Below are 16,711 nucleotides of genomic sequence, written 5' to 3' on the forward strand. Positions count from 1 at the left end.
TAATCACCTCCCTTTCGCATCAGAAAGCAATCGGTTTAAAGAGAAGGTATGAACATAACGCTCATATTGATTCGTTTTCAAAATCATGTCTTTTACGATCAAGCTTGTAATCGGCGCTAGAAGAATGCCGTTTCGATAATGGCCGGTCGCAAAAAAGATTCCCTCATGCTCCGGGTGCTCGGCAAAATACGGCCAGCCGTCAGCTGTTTGCGGCCTGAGCGACGACCAAGCACTAACGACCGGTTCAGACCCGATTTCTGGCATAATTTTCTGAACCTTTATCATTAATTCGGATACTCCTTTGACTGTCGGATGCGTATCCCAGTCGTTTTCATAAGAAGTTGCTCCAATAATAACGGTGCCGTCTTTTTTCGGTACGATATAACAGTGCTCGTAAAACACTGTTTTGTTGATCACCAGTTTTTTCGGTTTTATGGCTAAGCATTCTCCTTTAACGGGCTTCATTGGATTTCTCAGCCCCAGCTTTTCAAAGAAAAAGCCACTCCAAACTCCGCTTGAAACGACGACTTTTCCACATATAAAAACTCCTTGGGAAGTGACAAGCTTGTATGCTTTTCCCTCTTTAATCACGTCGAAAACAGGACATTGTTCAAAAATAGATGCACCATATTTTCTAGCGCCTTTCGCATATGCGTGGCAAACAGATGAACCTTTTACTTGGCCGTCATGCTTAAGCCAAAGAGCTCCCACAATGTCTTCAGAAACATGTGGCTCATTTGCCAGTACGTTTTCCCTTGAATGCCATTCTAGCTCATCCTCATCTGCAAGCGATTGCAGAAAGCGGCCTTCATCCTCAGTAAATGCAAGCCGATACATGCCTTCCTGCACAAGCTCAATATCCACACCAGATTGCTCCAATAATTCTTTTGCAAGGCTCGGATATAAATTTCGGCTCTCTAAGCATAGCTCAAAAAATATGTCTCTTTTTTCATTTTCAGAATGGGCACCCAGCATTCCTGCTGCAGCGGATGTCGCTTTACCTCCGATTTCGCCGCTTTCAAACACGGCGGTCTTCAGCCCTGCTTTTGATAGCTCATAGGCGATCCCTTGGCCGATGACCCCTCCCCCGATGATTCCAACATCAAAAACGTTCATTTGAAAAAGCTTCCCCTTTCCTGAAAAGTTTGGCAGCGCTCTCTGGATCTTTCGAAGAAAAGATATAGGACATAACGGCAATACCGCTTGCTTTTTTTTCTAAAACCTTTTGCATATTATCAGGCGTGATCCCACCGATGGCGATAATAGGAATATTGACGTGTCCAACGATTTTCCCAAGCAAATCTGTTCCCTTTGCCGGAAGTCCTTTTTTACTGTTCGTTTCAAAAACGTTTCCGAAAAAACAATAGTCTGCTCCGTCTTTTTCTGCTTTTACCGCTTCATCTAATGAATGGACGCTGACACCGGCTTTTATTTGCGGAAAAGCGCTTTTCACTTTTTTTACCGGCAGGCCGGTTCCCGGAAGATGAACATTTTGAACGCCTGTTAGGAGCGCAACATCGAGCCGATCGTTGATAACAAGCTGTTCTCTCCTTATCCCGTTTGCCAAAAGCTGTTCTACAAGATGAATGATCTCACATGGTCTTTTATTTTTTTCTCGTATATGAACGTAATCAACATGATCTGATATGGACAAAATTATGCGTATTAGCTCGTTGACCGGTTTTGTTCCGTCTGTTACGGCATGAAGTTCCAACATTGTACATTCCTTTCATGAGAAAGACGCTCACACTCGTCTTTCAAGGTTCAAAACTGGAAAGCAGCTGTCCAAGGGTGAGACTGGAAACAATAAAAAACCACCTTCCTTGCTGGAAAGTGGTAATGGAATATCAGACATATGTTTCAAATTCCCACTTCCCTACGCTGGCATCATCCAGATCAGGTTCAAAGGGTCTTAAAGTCAACACTTTAATCTCAGCCTTTCCAAAGGCTCCCCTAGTGGATGCTTATTAAATTTTCATACTAATTTCATGCTATCACAATTTGTTTTGTTTGCAAATATTATTTGCTAAATTCCAGCTCATCTTTTAACTCATTTACATATTTGCGGGAACCCGTTACAATCAAGCGGTCCCCTTTTTTCAATTCGGTATCGCCGTGAGGCACAATGGAATCTTCACCTCGAAAAATCCGGACAAAGATACAATCTCCTGTAAACGGAAAGTATCGAAGCTTCATTCCATCATATTTTCGGTTATTCATATTAATTTGATAAAGAGAGTTGTCTTGGTTTGTTAAGATCCGCATAACGCCAGGCGATTCGATCAAAGCCCTGAGCAGCGTTTTTGTTGACAGCATGACGGAAAATACGCTGATCCCCTTTTCTTTTAATGCTTGATCCAACTCCGGGGAAGAAATTGAGGCGATGACCTGTTCTACGCCGCATTCTTTTGCATATGTCGCAATTTCCGCATTTCTTTCTTCATCCCCAGTAGCCACTATTACTATATCAGCTTCCATTATGTGGTGTTCATTCAATGATTCTATCGAATAGTCTTTCAATTCTTCAATTTTAAACACCGATTGAGCAGTCCCGTTTTCAATTTTGTCTTGCTGTGTATGATATACGGTTGCTTCATACAAATTTTTGTCCAATTCTCTTGTGACTGGAAGGGTCATTTGATTTGCACCAATAAAAGCAATTTTCTTTTTAGGCTGCACCGCCATTTTTTTAGGGAATAATTTTTTAAATCCTATCGGCGTGATAATGCTTGTTAACACGGCAACTACTATTAGTGCGTCAGCCATTTGCTTATCAATCAGTTCGATTCGCTGTCCAATTTCAGCTGCCGCAATAACTAATGATAAAGTAGCAGTCAACAAGAACGCCGCCGCAATCGTTGTATTCGTATCATACCATTTTCTCAGCACAAAAACGGGAATAAACTTTGAGATCAAGAGGGCGAGAAATAACAAAGGAATTAACAAAAGAAGGTTCGGATCTTTGATCAATTCCCATAAATCCAATTCCACCCCTATCATGACAAAAAAGATCGGGATTAAAAAACCGTAGCCAAACGAATCTAGCTTTTGCACCAAGTCTGAATTAGGCGATAAAAGCGAGACTAAAACTCCCGCAAGGAAGGCGCCTAAAATATTTTCTGCCCCAAGCGTTTCCGATAAACCTACAAGTGCGAGAATTAACGTAAAAACCGCCCTTGTTCCAATTTGAACCGTTCCTTTTGACATCGATTTAATAAAGGATCGACTTTTAAACCTTTTGCCAATGAAGTAAAGCAGTACGCCTGCTGCAAACAAAAGAAGCAGAAGCCACGTATTGCTTTCTCCTTCGCTGTTTAAGGAGACAAAAACCGCCAGCAAAATCATGGTGACAAGGTCGGCTATGACAGCCACCAGCAAAATAATTTGGCCGATGGTTGTTTTCATAATTTGCTCGTCTTTCAGCGTCGGCACTACTACTCCTAAAGAAATCGTTGAAATCACTAACGTCATGAAAAAGGCATTGCGGATAAATCCCATCCACATTAACAAATACGATAAAAGTAATGAAACAACGAAAATGCCAAGAAAAACAATTGACGCAACCAAAAAAGTATGAGGAGCTTTTTTTCCGTTGGACAGCTTTTCTTCTTTTTTCTTCTCTTTGGAGAAAATGGTGAAATCAATCTCAAGCCCGCTTAAAAACATGAGAAATATAAATCCCAGCGTTGAGAGAGTTGACAGCCATACATCTTCTTGCACTAAATTAAATCCCGTTTTCCCGATGATTAATCCGACAATAATTTCCGCAACGACGACAGGAATGAATGCCAGTTTGAACCGATGCAGCAAAATCGGGGTTAAAAAAGCGCCTACCAACACGATGACAAGAGAGGTTACTGCATGTGATTCCATATTACGCCTCCTTTAGCTAATTTTGTTAGAGCAAATAGTTCATAAATAGTGTCGCCATGCCAAAATAAATCAAAATGCTGATCATATCATTAATCGTTGTAATAAATGGACCGGAGGCCACAGCCGGGTCAATACGAAGCCTGTGCATGACAAGAGGAACAAACGCCCCGGCAATTGTCGCAACAGTCAGCGTTGACAATATGGAAAGACCCACTAGCAGTCCTAAGAAAAATTTCTGCTTCCAAATAAAAATTGTCAGTGCAACAACAATTCCGCATACTGTTCCGGTAATCAAGCCGGTTCCAGCTTCTTTGAGAATAATTTTCCACACGCGTTCGGAAGTGCCTTCGCCTGTTGCAATTCTTCTTACGGCAACAGCGAGAGCTTGTGTTCCTGTATTTCCAGCCATCCCTGCAATTAATGGTATAAAGAGCGCTAAAGTTGCCACTTTGTTCAACGTTTCTTCAAACTGGCCGATTAGGCCGGCGGTGAACATTCCTAAAAATAGGAGAATAATAAGCCATGGCAATCTTTTTTTGGCAGCAGAAACAGCATTCGGATCATATGAATCTACATCCGAGACAGCGGCCAGTTTCGAATAATCGTCAGAAGCCTCTTCGTCCAGCACATCAATAATATCATCAACAGTTATAATTCCAACAAGACGATGTTGAAAATCAACAACCGGAAGAGCCAAAAAATTGTAGTCCTTCATCTTTCTTGCTACTTCTTCCTGATCATCCGCCACAGATACCGAGTAGACTTTCTTTTTCATAATGTCAGCAATCAAAGTATCGTCTTCATGAACAATTAAATCTCTTAACGACAGGACACCAACAAGATGTTTCTCTTCGTCAATCACATATAAATAATATATTGTTTCCGCATCAGGAGCTTCTTTCCGCAGCAAGTCCATCGTTGACTGCACCGTATAATTGGCATTAATGGCAACGAACTCGGTTGTCATAATACTTCCTGCGGTAAATTGTTCATAATCAAGAAGCTCGCTTATGCTTTTGGCAGTTTGAGCGTCCATGATGGTTAAATAGCTGGAAATTTTCTCTTTTGTCAGCTCACTTAATACATCTGCCGCATCATCAGCGTACATGTATTCCATCATTTTGGCGGCAAATGCCGGATGCATTTCCTCAAGCAGCGATTTGTAGCGGTTTTTATCATCCCTTATATTTTCAAAAACATTCGCCATTTCTTCCGGAGATAGAATTTGATATAAAAGCATTCTATCCGGCTGGTCAAGTTTTAGAAAAAATTTTGCCTGATCATATGGATGTAGCTCAAAAAACAGCGAACGGAATTCCTCTACATTGTTCTCTCTCAGCTTGTCAATCATCAACTGTCTGTATTCCGGTGCATCTGTTTTAGGCTGCATAAAATCTCCTCCTTTCCGGAAAAATATCGAAAAGTTTTGTGTTTTACTATATTAACAAATCTATCTGATTTTGTCGTACATTTTTTCATAACAAAAGCATGCACTTACAGGCGCGCATGCTTTATTATTTTTTCCATATCAGGAGGAAGCTTGCAAATATACGTCAAATTTTTATGCAAAACGGGATGATAGAAGGACAGCGACTGACTGTGGAGGGCATGGCGGTCAATTTCTTCTTTTTGTCCACCATAAAGCGAATCTCCTAAAAGCGGATGACCTATATAGGACATATGTAGACGAATTTGATGAGTTCTACCAGTTACAGGCTTTACCTCAACAACCGTTTTGTCAGAAAAGCGGCTTATGACCCGAAAATGCGTAATAGCTTTTTTTCCATCCTCCCTGACAGTTCTCTCGATGATGCTATCGTTCTTTCTTGCAATTGGCGCATCGATGGTGCCTTCGTCTTCGCTGATCCTTCCATGGACAATTGCGATGTATGTCCGTTTTACCGCTCCTTTTTGCTGTTCCTTTGAAAAAAGAAAATGGCTGTAGCGATGTTTGGCTACAAGAAGCAGCCCGGATGTATCCCGGTCAAGCCGATTGACGATATGCACCGTAAGATTTTGCCGCTGTTGATCATAATAGTGTAAAAGCCCGTTCGCAAGACTTCCTGACGGATGCTCTCTAGACGGAATGGTGGACAAAAACGCCGGTTTATTTACAATAAGGCAATAATCGTCTTCATAAACAATGTCCAATGGTATGTTCTCTGGAATGAGCGACTGGCTTCTCTTTTCTTCCGGAAAATGGACGGTTACTTGATCGCCTTCTTGTAAGACGTATCGGACATTTTTTTCGTTCCCGTTAACGACAATTTTTCCACCGTTAAATTTAATATCTGTTAAAGCGGATTTAGAAATATGATGCTCCCGCAAAAATTCTCTAAGCAGCCAGCCATGATGTTCTTTTTTGATGTCCCAATGAAGCTGAAATGTCCCCATGTTTTTCTCTTTCCTTTATCTGTCGCCAATAAACGAGTCCCGGACCCGCTTCCAAAATGGGAAAGGCCGAAATCTCGCAAACCTTACCTTTTCCTGTGCGACCCGGCATTGGATGGACCTGACGTTTTTGTGAAGAAGTGTTAAATGATCGATTGTAATTTGAAAATCAACATCATTGACAGGCTTTAGCATACACGTATGGTGGTCAGGCAAAATTAACGGCGAGCCGATTGTCCGGAACACCCTGTTGTTTATGGAAGCCATTTCTGTTAATTGAATAGCCCGCAGTGAAGGATGAATGAGAGCACCGCCAAGCGCTTTATTGTAGGCGGTGCTTCCTGTCGGTGTTGAAATACACAACCCATCTCCTCGAAATGTTTCAAAGAGAAGCCCTTTAATTTCTATATTCATGACGAGAGTCCCTTCAATGCTTTTCACTGTGCATTCATTTAGCGCAAGGTAGGAGGCTTCACTCCCGCCATTATGCCGGACCACCACTTCAAGCAATGGATATTCAACGATCTGAAACGGTGTTTTAGCAATTGCAATCACCATTTTTTCAATTTCATTCGGGAGCCAGTCGGCATAAAATCCTAAATGCCCCGTATGAACTCCTATAAACGCTGTTTTATCCAATCGTTTATTATATCGATGAAATGCATAAAGCAATGTTCCGTCTCCCCCGACGGAAATCACGATATCCGGCTGATCTTCATCATATTGAAACTCGAAATCGAGCAAATAGGTTCTGATTTTTTGCGCCAAAGCATTAGATGTTTCATCACCTTTTGATGTGATCGAAAACTTCATTTAAGTATCATTCTCCTTTTTTATGTTGTTTCTGTTTTGCGTGAAAATATCGCGTGCGCTTCTTGAATTTCTCCCCGTATTTGCGACATTTCCTCGTCCAGCCGGTAAGCTGCTTCAGCTGCGCGCTGCAAGCGGATTTTAATCTGTTCAGGTATGTTCCCGCTATATTTGTAATTTAAAGAATGCTCAATCGTCGCCCAAAAATTCATGGCAAGCGTACGAATTTGAATTTCAACCAAAACCTTTTTCAATCCTTCGAACGATTGAACCGGGTAGCGGGCCACAACATGGTAAGAGCGGTAGCCGCTTTCTTTATTTCGGGTTATGTAGTCTCTTTCCTCCACGATTTCCAAATCATGCCGATCTCTTAGCATTTGAACAACCAATTGAATGTCGCCGACAAATTGGCACATCATTCGGAGACCGGCAATGTCCTGCATTTCTTCTTCTATTTTATCAAGTGGAATTTGTTTTCGCTTCGCTTTATCTAAAATGCTCGGCACAGGTTTTACCCTGCCTGTCACGAACTCAATTGGAGAATGCTCTCCTCTTAGTTCAAATTGGGAACGAATCCCTTTTAATTTGACCTTTAATTCTTCCACTGCCTGCTTATAAGGCGCTAAAAATTGCTCCCATTCCTTGTAGTTCATAAAGCCCCCCTCCTAATAAAACACGCTTTCGACCATTTTTTCCATCTCCTCGCCGTAATTTGCGTTTCCCTTTATATTTTCAAGCAAAAACTCGAGCTCCTCGTGAAATTGGGTAAGCAAAATTTCTTTTTCTCCCACTTTAGCATAAACAGGAAGCTCTTCATTTTTGGCTTCTTTTAAATGAGGCCAAATATCCGATGATAAATCTATGTAAAGAAAGTCTTCGCCATTATCCAATATGTATATAAAAGAAAATTGGTCTGAATCTACCAGCATCTGTCCTTTTGCTGCGAGATTCCCTGCATCATGGACATGCTCCGTTTCGAGCAGCAATTTGCCTTCCGTTTTGCTAACCGCCAGCACTTTAATTCTTTTTTTCATGCTGTTCACCCTTCCAATCAAACATTTCAAGTTCATCTCGTGTATATTTTATTGTATCATATTAATAACTACATTACCTTATTTTGATATTAATCATAGAGAGGAATGCCCGATGGTTCAAGAGCTTGAGATAGAATTTAAAAACCTGCTTACAAAAGAAGAATTCCACCGCTTAGCTGATTTTTTTCAATTGACCGAAAAAGATTTTGCCGAGCAGGAAAACTATTATTTTGACACAAAATGTTTTGCGTTGAAAAATCATGGCGCCGCTTTAAGAATTCGCAAAAAGAAGGATCAATATGTTTTGACATTAAAGGAGCCTTATCATGTCGGATTGCTGGAAACACACCAGTTTTTAACCGATCAAGAAGCAGTTTCAGCCATTCATGAGTCGGTCTTTCCGAAGGAGGGATCAGTGGTCGAAAAAATCAAACAGCTTGAAATCAAGCCCGAAAGCCTTCTTTGTTTCGGTTCGCTCATTACAAGCCGGGCAACAAAAAAATATAAAAATGGTGAAATTGTTCTCGATCATAGCCGATATGAAAATAGAGAGGATTTTGAAATCGAATTTGAGGCAGAGGATGAAAAGGAAGGAAAGCAGCAATTTTTGGAGATTTTAAACAAACACAACATCCCGATCCGTCAAACAGAAAATAAAATAAAGCGGTTTTATTCCGCAAAATTTTCAAAGGAGAATTTGTGATGAATACAAACTATAATTTCAATGTTCTGTTTGAGCTTGAAGTCCTTCGTCTTTTGTCAGGCCAATCCGATGGGCCGCAAACAAAAGATGCAGCAATTTCGCTGAACTTTCAGGATGTTTTAAATGCCTTCATCGAACAAGATGTACAATCTGAAACGGCCAAAGAGAATATTTCACTGTCTTCCTCCCAATCTGCCAAAAAAACAAATGAACAGAAACAGGTTTCCGCTGATCTAAATGAAATCATTCAGCAGATGGCTCAAAAATACGGCGTCGATGCCAAATTAATCAGAGCTGTGATTCAACAGGAGTCAAGCTTCAAGGCAAATGCCGTCAGTCCTAAAGGAGCTGCCGGCTATATGCAGCTCATGCCTTCTACAGCAAAAGCGCTCGGTGTAAAAAATCCGTTTGATCCTGTGCAAAATATCGAGGGCGGCACAAAATATTTAAAACAGCTTTTAAACCGATATAACGGTAATGTAAAATTGGCGCTGGCTGCATACAACGCCGGTCCGGGAAATGTCGACAAATATGGAGGCATCCCGCCATTTAAAGAAACGCAAAACTATGTAAATAAAATTACTCAAAAATATTTTGCGTAAAAAGGTGCAAACAAACAGCACCTTTTTCTTTTTCATTAAAAGTAGTTGGAAACATTTGTTTATCCAATCGATTTCGGCTAATCTTCGATAACTGCGCTTCAAGCCGCAAAAAAACCGCAAATCCTTCTATGTTCATGTCACAGCAAGCACAACATATTTGCGGAAATAGCTCCCGCTTTCGCTATTTATCCTTTTGTTTGCATTGCCTCAGCCAACTCCTTCAAAGCGATTCGTTTGAGATAAATAAGTTATGTTGATAAAATAAATGTAACATCATTATTAACGAATGATTCCAAAGGAGCTATCACCATGACAAAACCACCCTTAACTCCATATGAAGCGATTGGAGAAAAGAAACTTCACGCTCTAATCGATGCTTTTTACAAAAATGTTAAAAAACATCCTCTTTTAAAACCTATTTTCCCGGAGGATTTAACGGAAACTGCCAGAAAGCAGAAACAATTTATGACACAGTTTTTAGGTGGTCCGCCACTTTACACAAAAGAACACGGACATCCGATGCTCAGAGCCCGCCATCTTCCATTCCCGATTACGCCGAGGAGAGCAGAAGCATGGCTCTCATGTATGCGAAAAGCAATGGACGAGGTCGGACTTGACGGGGAAATACGAGAGTTTTTCTACGATCGGCTTGTGGTGACCGCCCATCACATGATTAATTCGAAAGACGAAGATCAGGAGGAGTATTCAGTTGAAACCTGACAAAAAAGACGAAGTGAATGCTGCTCACTTCTTTTCTCATTGTCACAGCCATCCTAAAAAGCCGATCGAGATTTATATGTTTATTGATCCGCTATGCCCTGAATGCTGGGCGCTTGAACCGTTTATCAAAAAACTGCAAATCGAATACGGCAGGCTTTTCTCATTGCGCCATATTGTTTGCGGAAAGCTTGCTAATTTAAACTTAACAAAACGGCGGAAACCGAAAACAATTGCCCAATCATGGGAGAAGATAGCGAGCAGAACCGGCATGTCATGTGACGGCAACCTTTGGCTTGAAAACCCTATATCATCACCCTACAGAGCTTCCCTTGCTTTAAAAGCAGCGGAGCTTCAAGGGAGAAAAGCGGGCATCCGTTTCTTGCGGCACTTACAGGAAGTTGTTTTTTTAGAAAAGCAAAATGTCTCTGATCAAAACGTTCTCATACAAATTGCTAAAAATGTCGGCCTTGATGTCAATGAATTTGAGAGGGACTTATATTCAGAAAGTGCAAGAAAAGCACTTCAATGCGATTATAAAATTACAGAAGAAATGGACGTGCATGAAATTCCTTCCCTTGTCTTTTTTCATTGCCGTGAAGAGAAGGAAGGATTAAAAATTACCGGATTATATCCTTATGAAACATATGTTGATATTCTTTGCGAGCTTGTCGGAGATAAACCGAAGCCGTCTCAAGTGCCGCCAATAGAGATTTTTTTAAAGCATTATAAATTTGTCGCAACAAAAGAGATTTCTGTTGTGTATAACATGACTGATGAAGAAACGGAACGTGAAATGAAAAGACTGCTTTTAAAGCAACAAGTTGAGCGGGTGCCTGTAAAATATGGAACATTTTGGCGCTATATCGGGCAGTGAGATGAGGATTTAATTCAACGAAACGTTCCCCATCGGCTTCTATGCTGATGAGGAACGTTTTTAATCAAAAATGTAAGCGCTTTATCTTTATTAAACAATTAAAAAAAGAAACCACAAACAAACGTTTGTGGTTTCTTTTTTGTCTTATGACAACAAAGGGGATGGGAGAAATTTTTCACGGTCAAACAAAGGGGTAAATGTTTGTTTGTGATCAATTTCACGTTTTTAATATAACAAATTCCATTTTCAGTTTGCAAGAGGGGAAAACAACAATTCACAAATTTGTCACAAAACATGAAGAACGGGCAAGCTGCATACAATATACAAAATCTTTTTCCTCGTTTTAGAACATGTGTAGGAGGGAAAAATCGTGAAAACTTTTTGGCTCATAATCAGCCTGCTGCTCGTCATCTTCGCTTTTTTTTATAATCTGTTAGGATTGATGAATCTCGCACCGATTTTCGTTTCTGCCCCCCTGCTTTTTATTTCTCTTTTCATATCGTTTCTTCTGTTTAACCATCGAAAAACGTTCCGCGGATTTTAAGATAAAAAAGAGGACGGGATGATGAACTGCATCTCAATTAGTAGATACAACTGACAATTGGAGGTGCAGTTTTTATATGACCGGAAACAAAAAAGGCATGAGTCCAGTTCCAGATCGAACTCATGCCACTAATTTTTTGGATTCAGATGATGCTCCTGTTTTCTTACACTTTACTTTAACAGCAGCTCCTCCATCTCCGTCAGCTTTTCTTCAAATACTTTGCATGCATCTTCAATCGGCTTGGTTGATGTCATATCGACCCCTGCTTTTTTCAGCACATTAATCGGATAATCAGAGCTTCCCGCTTTCAAGAAATTAATGTACCTTTCAACGGCAGTTTCTCCTTCCGATAAAATCTGCTTGCTCAAGGCGCTTGCAGCACTAAAGCCTGTTGCGTATTGATAAACGTAAAAATTGTAATAAAAATGCGGAATTCTTGCCCATTCTAAGCCAATTTCTTCATCGACCACAATGTTGTCACCAAAATATTTTTTGTTTAACTCATAATACGTTTGCGTCAAAAATTCCGGTGTGAGCGGCTCTCCGTTTTGCGCCTTCAAATGGATATAATGTTCAAACTCAGCAAACATCGTTTGGCGGAATACCGTTCCTCTAAACCCTTCAAGGAAATGATTCAGCAAGTATAAACGTTTCTTTTCATCATCGATCGTGTTGAGCAAATATTCATTTAACAAGTTTTCATTGCATGTAGAAGCCACTTCCGCGACAAAAATAGAATAATCTCCGTACGGATACGGCTGTGTTTTTCTTGTATAGTAGCTGTGCACCGAATGGCCGAGCTCGTGAACAAGTGTGAATAAATTGTTCACATTATCTTGCCAATTCAGCAAAATATATGGATTTGTTCCATAGGCGCCAGAGGAGTAAGCTCCGCTTCGTTTCCCTTTATTCTCCTTAACGTCAATCCATCTGTTTTCAAAGCCTTCTTGTAAAATGCCGACATATTCTTCACCTAATGGAGCAAGCCCCTTCAATACGATGTCTTTCGCTTCTTCATACGTGATTTTCATATCGACGTTTTGTACAAGCGGCGTATAAAGATCATACATATGAAGTTCATCAAGCTTCAGCGCTTTTTTCCGCAAATCGACATAACGATGGAGCAGCGGCAAATGTTCATTGATCGTTTTCACTAAATTGTCGTAGACTTCCTCGGGAATGTTGTTGGCGCTTAGTGCAGCCTGGCGGGCATTCTCATATTTCCGCACCTTCGCATAAAAATTATTTTTCTTAACAGCTCCGCTTAATGTGCTGGCAAACGTATTTTTAAATTTTCCATATGTTGCGTATAATGCCTGGAACGCATCGCGACGGACTCGTCTATTTTCACTCTCCAAAAACTGGATATAACGGCCGTGAGTGATTTCCACTTCTTCTCCATTTTCATCCTTAATTGCTGGAAATTCCAAGTCCGCATTATTTAATTTTCCAAACGTATTGGAGGCAGTGCTCAGGGCTTCCGCAGCTTGAGCTAAAATAGCCTCTTGCTCCGCATCGAGCACGTGCGGTCTTTGCCGGTTGATTTCGTCCAAGGCATGTGCATAAAGCTTCAATTGATCATTTTCTTTCAAAAATTGCTGAAGCTTTTCTTCTTCAATGGATAGTATTTCCGGAACGATATAGGATGAGAGGCTGGAAGCTTGTGTATAAAGATTTGCTGCCCGGTCATTCAATCCTTGATAAAAAGAATTAGTTGTATCTTGATCGTAGCGCATATGGGCATATGTATAAAGCTTTCCAAGCCTCTCCATCACGGAATCTTGATAAGAGAGCGCCTCATATAACAGATCGGAGGATTGACCTAATTTTCCTCTATATTCACCGATTTTTGGAATTAGCTGCTTTACTTCTTCAAATTCTTTTTCCCATTCATCATCAGAAGCAAAAATATCTTCTAGCCGCCAAGTATACTCAACAGGGATTTCTTCCCGTTTTGGCAGCCTTTTGACAGCTGTTTCATTGCCCATTCTCGATTTCCCCCTTTAAAAAAATCAGTCTGTTTCCATCATATTGAAATTTTTTTCAAAACGCAATAAATCACTATGCTTATATTATTCTACAGCAGAAAAAAACATACCTTCCTTGTCCAAATAATGTCCAAGACGTTGTTCACGCTTTTCCATCGACTCCAAATGAAAAGGAGATGATGTTTTTCGAAACGAATATGGACCGATTGGCTGCAAAAATTTTAAATGGGAAAGAGTCGTTAAATATTCAATAATCGGCTTTTTTAAATCCGTTTTTACGCTACAGCTTCTTTCTTTCATCCCTATTTTCTTAAGGTGCCAAACTAGCTTTTCTGCGTGAAATACTTCATCGGCGCGCAATGTTTCAATAAATAATAAAACTGAGCATTGCCAAATATAGACCGCCTCATCAACCATATAACCGCTTTTTAAAGGGATAAAAGCTTCAACTGGCAGCTGCGATAAAGATAAGCCAACTGTTTCGTAAACCTTTTTTTGCAGCTTTCGCTCTTCGTTCGTCTTTTGAAACAGCGGCTTTAAGCGATATTGACTTATTTTCTTCAGCCAATGCTTCCATAAACCGTTTGCCGCCAGACTCTTTCCTTGCAAACAATCTCGAAAGAAAAACGACTCTGGAGAGATCATAGCAGATGCGGCAAAAATATTCTGTTTAGAAAACGGAATCAGATGGGAAAAAAAGTTGAAGGTTTTCTTATCTGAGCAATAATTGATGATAAAAGGATGATCGTTTTGCGGGGAATGAAGAAACTGACAATGAAAAGGAGTCAGTCGATATTGATGTTCACCGACTTGCTTCATTTGTTTCCAGCCTAATATCCAAATCGGTTTAATTCGTTCTTTTTTGTAGCCATTTGTCCGTTTTATCACCTGATCAGGGGGAATATTAGAGCATTGGTATTCAATCGCATACCGTTTATGCTGAAAAGATACAAACAGATCCGCTCGTTGTGCAATAGAAGGTATAAATTTTTCCACTTCCGCAGCTAACCGCTGCCTTTTCAACCAAACATACAATTGCTTTTTTCCGTTCAAATGGTACGTGCTTTCCGCTTCCGAATCAGCCTGACAAGAGGCCGTTAAGTGGGCAAAATGAGGAATTTTGATTTTGCCTATTTTTAGTTTTACCGGCTCCTTGCAAGCCGGACAAAAAAAGGATTGCTCTTCTTTCAGTTTTAGAAGCCTTTCTGTCGACCAGTACGGGGCGGAAACATTTACTTTTTCGCCGTTTCGCAAAAGGGCAACAAGCATATAAATCATCACTTCCTTTCACAAATAGAAACATTCGACAAAAGGGAAAAAAATCCTTTCAAAAGCAGCGTTTTTCATAAGTTTTAAAAGATGCCAGAAACACTTCATGGAAAAATATACTTTTTTCAAAAACGCATGCTTGCCGCTAAAGAGGCGGAAGTTAGATGTTGCTCCATTCGTTTCACATCGTGACGGCCGGCAATTCACCCGTGGTGTTGTGAAATCCGCTCAAATAGAGCTTTATCCTAAAAAAACACCGCTGTATCAAAAACGGTGTTTTATAATAAAGGAGACAAAAGCCGCGACGTTGATTCAAACAGCTTTATATATAGCGGGCGTTTTTTGAATTGTTCAAGGTCGATGACACTTGAATTTTCAATGTCTCGAATATAATCCTCTACAAGCGTTTCAATGCTGTCCGTTCGGTATAAAAAAGCATTTACTTCAAAATTCAAATGAAAACTTCTCATATCCATATTCGCCGTACCGATCGATGCCAGTTCGCCATCAACAATAATGATTTTGCTGTGCATAAACCCTTTTTCATATTCGTACACTTTAACCCCGGCTTCTAAAAGCTCCGGAAAATAAGATCGCGACGCATAAAATACAATCCGTTTGTCAGGCCTTTTCGGAACGAGGAGACGAACGTCAATGCCGCTCAGCGCAGCAATCTTTAAAGCGGATTTTATATCCTCGTCAGGAATAAAATACGGTGAGGCGATCCATATCGAATTTTTTGCGGAAACGATCATCGAAAAGAACAAGCTTTTAATGACCTCCCACTTATTATCAGGACCGCCGGCGATTAGCTGAACGCCTCCTTCTTTATCGTCCATTTGAAAATGAGGCAGCAAATATCGATCGGTAAGCAGCTTCTGCCCAGTCATATAATACCAATCCTGTAAAAAAATAAGATTGAGCGTCCGTACTCCTTCCCCTTCGAGCATCATATGCGTATCCCGCCAAAAGCCGAAATACGGATTTCTTCCCAAATATTCATCTCCTATATTTAAACCTCCGACAAAGCCGACTTTTCCGTCAATCACAATAATTTTACGATGATTGCGAAAGTTAATATTGTTAGACAAAAACGGAAGCTTTACAGGTAAAAATGGAACCATTTCCACCCCGGCATCAAGAAGCTCCTTCCTGTATTTTTTGGACAGCTTCCAGCTGCCGACTGCATCGTATAAAAATCGAACCTCTACACCGTTTTTTGCTTTTTCGATCAACAGCTTTTTTAATTTTTGCCCAATTACATCATGCCGAACAATATAGTATTCAAGATGAATATGATCTTCCGCCTTTTGAAGCTCTCGAAAAATATGGTCAAATGTTTCAATGCCGTTCGTCAGCACCTTTGTATTTGTCCGAAAAGAAATCGGACTGCGGCCAAGCTTATGGGCAAGCTTAAATAAAAGGCGCTGGTGATTTCTCATGAATTTAATTTTATCTTCATAAGTATGAAAGCTGGTTTCAAATTTGGCATAAGCTTGCTCATCTATTAAAGCTTTTTTCTTAAATAGACGATGCTTCCGGACATTTCTTCCAAAAAATATATAAAAGAAGAAGCCTATTAATGGAAATCCTCCTAAAACAACAAGCCAAGTAAGCGTTTGAGTTGGGTGGCGGTTTTCCAAGAAAATAACAAATCCGATAAAAATGATGGATAACGTGAACAAAATGGAAACGGCTCCTAAAAACCATTCCTCCCAGATGTTCTTAGTTAAATACAAGATGATAGCTAGACCAATGGCAAAAACGATTACTTGCAGAAATTTTCTCATAAGCTTCCTCCAGGCAATCGATATTTCTTATCTTTCGATTTGGACATATTTGTTTGATCTGCGATATGAAAGCGTTCCTTAAGTAAAAAAGACCGATTTCGAACATGAAATCG

16 protein-coding genes and 1 riboswitch are annotated in these 16,711 nt (G+C 40.3%); of the genes, 5 read left to right on the forward strand and 11 right to left on the reverse strand.

The features are described from left to right. Positions 1-3: 3 nt before the first annotated feature. From thiO to NSQ61_RS10120, 8 genes are all read right to left on the reverse strand, one after another. Positions 4-1,116 carry a glycine oxidase ThiO gene (gene thiO, locus NSQ61_RS10085; RefSeq protein ID WP_339229407.1) on the reverse strand — a complete coding sequence of 371 codons (1,113 nt, stop codon included), beginning with the start codon at positions 1,114-1,116 and terminating at the stop codon, positions 4-6. Then, positions 1,103-1,717 carry a thiazole tautomerase TenI gene (gene tenI, locus NSQ61_RS10090; RefSeq protein WP_339211173.1) on the reverse strand — a complete coding sequence of 205 codons (615 nt, stop codon included), beginning with the start codon at positions 1,715-1,717 and terminating at the stop codon, positions 1,103-1,105. Before tenI ends, thiO begins: the two co-directional genes overlap by 14 nt. Positions 1,718-1,856: 139 nt before the next feature. Then, a riboswitch (TPP riboswitch) is annotated at positions 1,857-1,965 on the reverse strand. Positions 1,966-2,019: 54 nt separating this feature from the next. Continuing rightward, the gene (locus NSQ61_RS10095; protein ID WP_311067045.1) at positions 2,020-3,873 is read right to left on the reverse strand and encodes a monovalent cation:proton antiporter family protein; all 1,854 of its coding nucleotides are present in this window, start codon (positions 3,871-3,873) and stop codon (positions 2,020-2,022) included. A gap of 25 nt (positions 3,874-3,898) precedes the next feature. Further along, positions 3,899-5,263: a magnesium transporter gene (gene mgtE / locus NSQ61_RS10100; RefSeq protein WP_311067044.1), complete on the reverse strand. Its 1,365-nt coding sequence runs from the start codon at positions 5,261-5,263 to the stop codon at positions 3,899-3,901. 104 nt (positions 5,264-5,367) lie between these two features. Next, entirely contained in the window at positions 5,368-6,267 is a 900-nt protein-coding gene (locus NSQ61_RS10105; protein WP_311067043.1) for an RluA family pseudouridine synthase, read from the reverse strand. A gap of 15 nt (positions 6,268-6,282) precedes the next feature. Next, positions 6,283-7,077: an NAD kinase gene (locus NSQ61_RS10110; protein WP_063387497.1), complete on the reverse strand. Its 795-nt coding sequence runs from the start codon at positions 7,075-7,077 to the stop codon at positions 6,283-6,285. Between the two features lie 20 nt (positions 7,078-7,097). Further along, the gene (locus NSQ61_RS10115) at positions 7,098-7,727 is read right to left on the reverse strand and encodes a GTP pyrophosphokinase (protein ID WP_063387496.1); all 630 of its coding nucleotides are present in this window, start codon (positions 7,725-7,727) and stop codon (positions 7,098-7,100) included. A gap of 12 nt (positions 7,728-7,739) precedes the next feature. Then, on the reverse strand, positions 7,740-8,108 hold the full coding sequence (locus NSQ61_RS10120; protein WP_130157355.1) for a UPF0738 family protein: 369 nt from the start codon (positions 8,106-8,108) through the stop codon (positions 7,740-7,742). A 112-nt stretch (positions 8,109-8,220) separates the two neighbouring features. On the opposite strand from NSQ61_RS10120, the gene NSQ61_RS10125 reads away from it, so the two are divergent. The 5 genes from NSQ61_RS10125 (at position 8,221) to NSQ61_RS10145 (ending at position 11,551) form a co-directional block, all read left to right on the forward strand. Next, positions 8,221-8,811 carry a CYTH domain-containing protein gene (locus NSQ61_RS10125; RefSeq protein WP_144596603.1) on the forward strand — a complete coding sequence of 197 codons (591 nt, stop codon included), beginning with the start codon at positions 8,221-8,223 and terminating at the stop codon, positions 8,809-8,811. Further along, positions 8,811-9,413, forward strand: a complete 603-nt coding sequence (locus NSQ61_RS10130) for a lytic transglycosylase domain-containing protein (protein WP_339199168.1) — start codon at positions 8,811-8,813, stop codon at positions 9,411-9,413. Before NSQ61_RS10125 ends, NSQ61_RS10130 begins: the two co-directional genes overlap by 1 nt. Positions 9,414-9,722: 309 nt before the next feature. After that, entirely contained in the window at positions 9,723-10,133 is a 411-nt protein-coding gene (locus tag NSQ61_RS10135; protein WP_340806884.1) for a globin domain-containing protein, read from the forward strand. Next, positions 10,123-11,007 (forward strand): ClpXP adapter SpxH family protein, encoded by an 885-nt coding sequence (locus NSQ61_RS10140; protein WP_063387492.1) that lies wholly within the window; start codon positions 10,123-10,125, stop codon positions 11,005-11,007. Before NSQ61_RS10135 ends, NSQ61_RS10140 begins: the two co-directional genes overlap by 11 nt. 370 nt (positions 11,008-11,377) lie before the next feature. After that, positions 11,378-11,551: a hypothetical protein gene (locus NSQ61_RS10145; protein WP_162536160.1), complete on the forward strand. Its 174-nt coding sequence runs from the start codon at positions 11,378-11,380 to the stop codon at positions 11,549-11,551. 170 nt (positions 11,552-11,721) lie between these two features. Here the strand turns inward: NSQ61_RS10145 and pepF are convergent, their stop codons facing one another. The 3 genes from pepF to cls all read right to left on the reverse strand — a co-directional run bounded on the left by pepF (position 11,722) and on the right by cls (position 16,598). Continuing rightward, positions 11,722-13,539 (reverse strand): oligoendopeptidase F, encoded by a 1,818-nt coding sequence (gene pepF / locus NSQ61_RS10150; RefSeq protein WP_063386997.1) that lies wholly within the window; start codon positions 13,537-13,539, stop codon positions 11,722-11,724. A gap of 84 nt (positions 13,540-13,623) precedes the next feature. Then, the gene (locus NSQ61_RS10155) at positions 13,624-14,817 is read right to left on the reverse strand and encodes a competence protein CoiA (protein WP_340806886.1); all 1,194 of its coding nucleotides are present in this window, start codon (positions 14,815-14,817) and stop codon (positions 13,624-13,626) included. A 269-nt stretch (positions 14,818-15,086) separates the two neighbouring features. Continuing rightward, positions 15,087-16,598, reverse strand: a complete 1,512-nt coding sequence (gene cls / locus NSQ61_RS10160) for a cardiolipin synthase (protein ID WP_063386999.1) — start codon at positions 16,596-16,598, stop codon at positions 15,087-15,089. Positions 16,599-16,711: the final 113 nt, after the last annotated feature.

Source organism: Aeribacillus sp. FSL K6-1121, assembly GCF_038003725.1.
Lineage (GTDB): Bacteria > Bacillota > Bacilli > Bacillales > Aeribacillaceae > Aeribacillus > Aeribacillus composti.

Bases quoted from the DNA above. Each gene is read 5' to 3' on its own strand.
- mgtE (WP_311067044.1), bottom strand. From the start codon at position 5,263: ATGCAGCCTAAAACAGATGCACCGGAATACAGACAGTTGATGATTGAC.
- thiO (WP_339229407.1), bottom strand. From the start codon at position 1,116: ATGAACGTTTTTGATGTTGGAATCATCGGGGGAGGGGTCATCGGCCAA.
- NSQ61_RS10155 (WP_340806886.1), bottom strand. From the start codon at position 14,817: ATGATTTATATGCTTGTTGCCCTTTTGCGAAACGGCGAAAAAGTAAAT.
- NSQ61_RS10135 (WP_340806884.1), top strand. From the start codon at position 9,723: ATGACAAAACCACCCTTAACTCCATATGAAGCGATTGGAGAAAAGAAA.
- tenI (WP_339211173.1), bottom strand. From the start codon at position 1,717: ATGTTGGAACTTCATGCCGTAACAGACGGAACAAAACCGGTCAACGAG.
- NSQ61_RS10110 (WP_063387497.1), bottom strand. From the start codon at position 7,077: ATGAAGTTTTCGATCACATCAAAAGGTGATGAAACATCTAATGCTTTG.
- NSQ61_RS10115 (WP_063387496.1), bottom strand. From the start codon at position 7,727: ATGAACTACAAGGAATGGGAGCAATTTTTAGCGCCTTATAAGCAGGCA.
- NSQ61_RS10095 (WP_311067045.1), bottom strand. From the start codon at position 3,873: ATGGAATCACATGCAGTAACCTCTCTTGTCATCGTGTTGGTAGGCGCT.
- NSQ61_RS10125 (WP_144596603.1), top strand. From the start codon at position 8,221: ATGGTTCAAGAGCTTGAGATAGAATTTAAAAACCTGCTTACAAAAGAA.
- NSQ61_RS10130 (WP_339199168.1), top strand. From the start codon at position 8,811: ATGAATACAAACTATAATTTCAATGTTCTGTTTGAGCTTGAAGTCCTT.
- cls (WP_063386999.1), bottom strand. From the start codon at position 16,598: ATGAGAAAATTTCTGCAAGTAATCGTTTTTGCCATTGGTCTAGCTATC.
- pepF (WP_063386997.1), bottom strand. From the start codon at position 13,539: ATGGGCAATGAAACAGCTGTCAAAAGGCTGCCAAAACGGGAAGAAATC.
- NSQ61_RS10120 (WP_130157355.1), bottom strand. From the start codon at position 8,108: ATGAAAAAAAGAATTAAAGTGCTGGCGGTTAGCAAAACGGAAGGCAAA.
- NSQ61_RS10105 (WP_311067043.1), bottom strand. From the start codon at position 6,267: ATGGGGACATTTCAGCTTCATTGGGACATCAAAAAAGAACATCATGGC.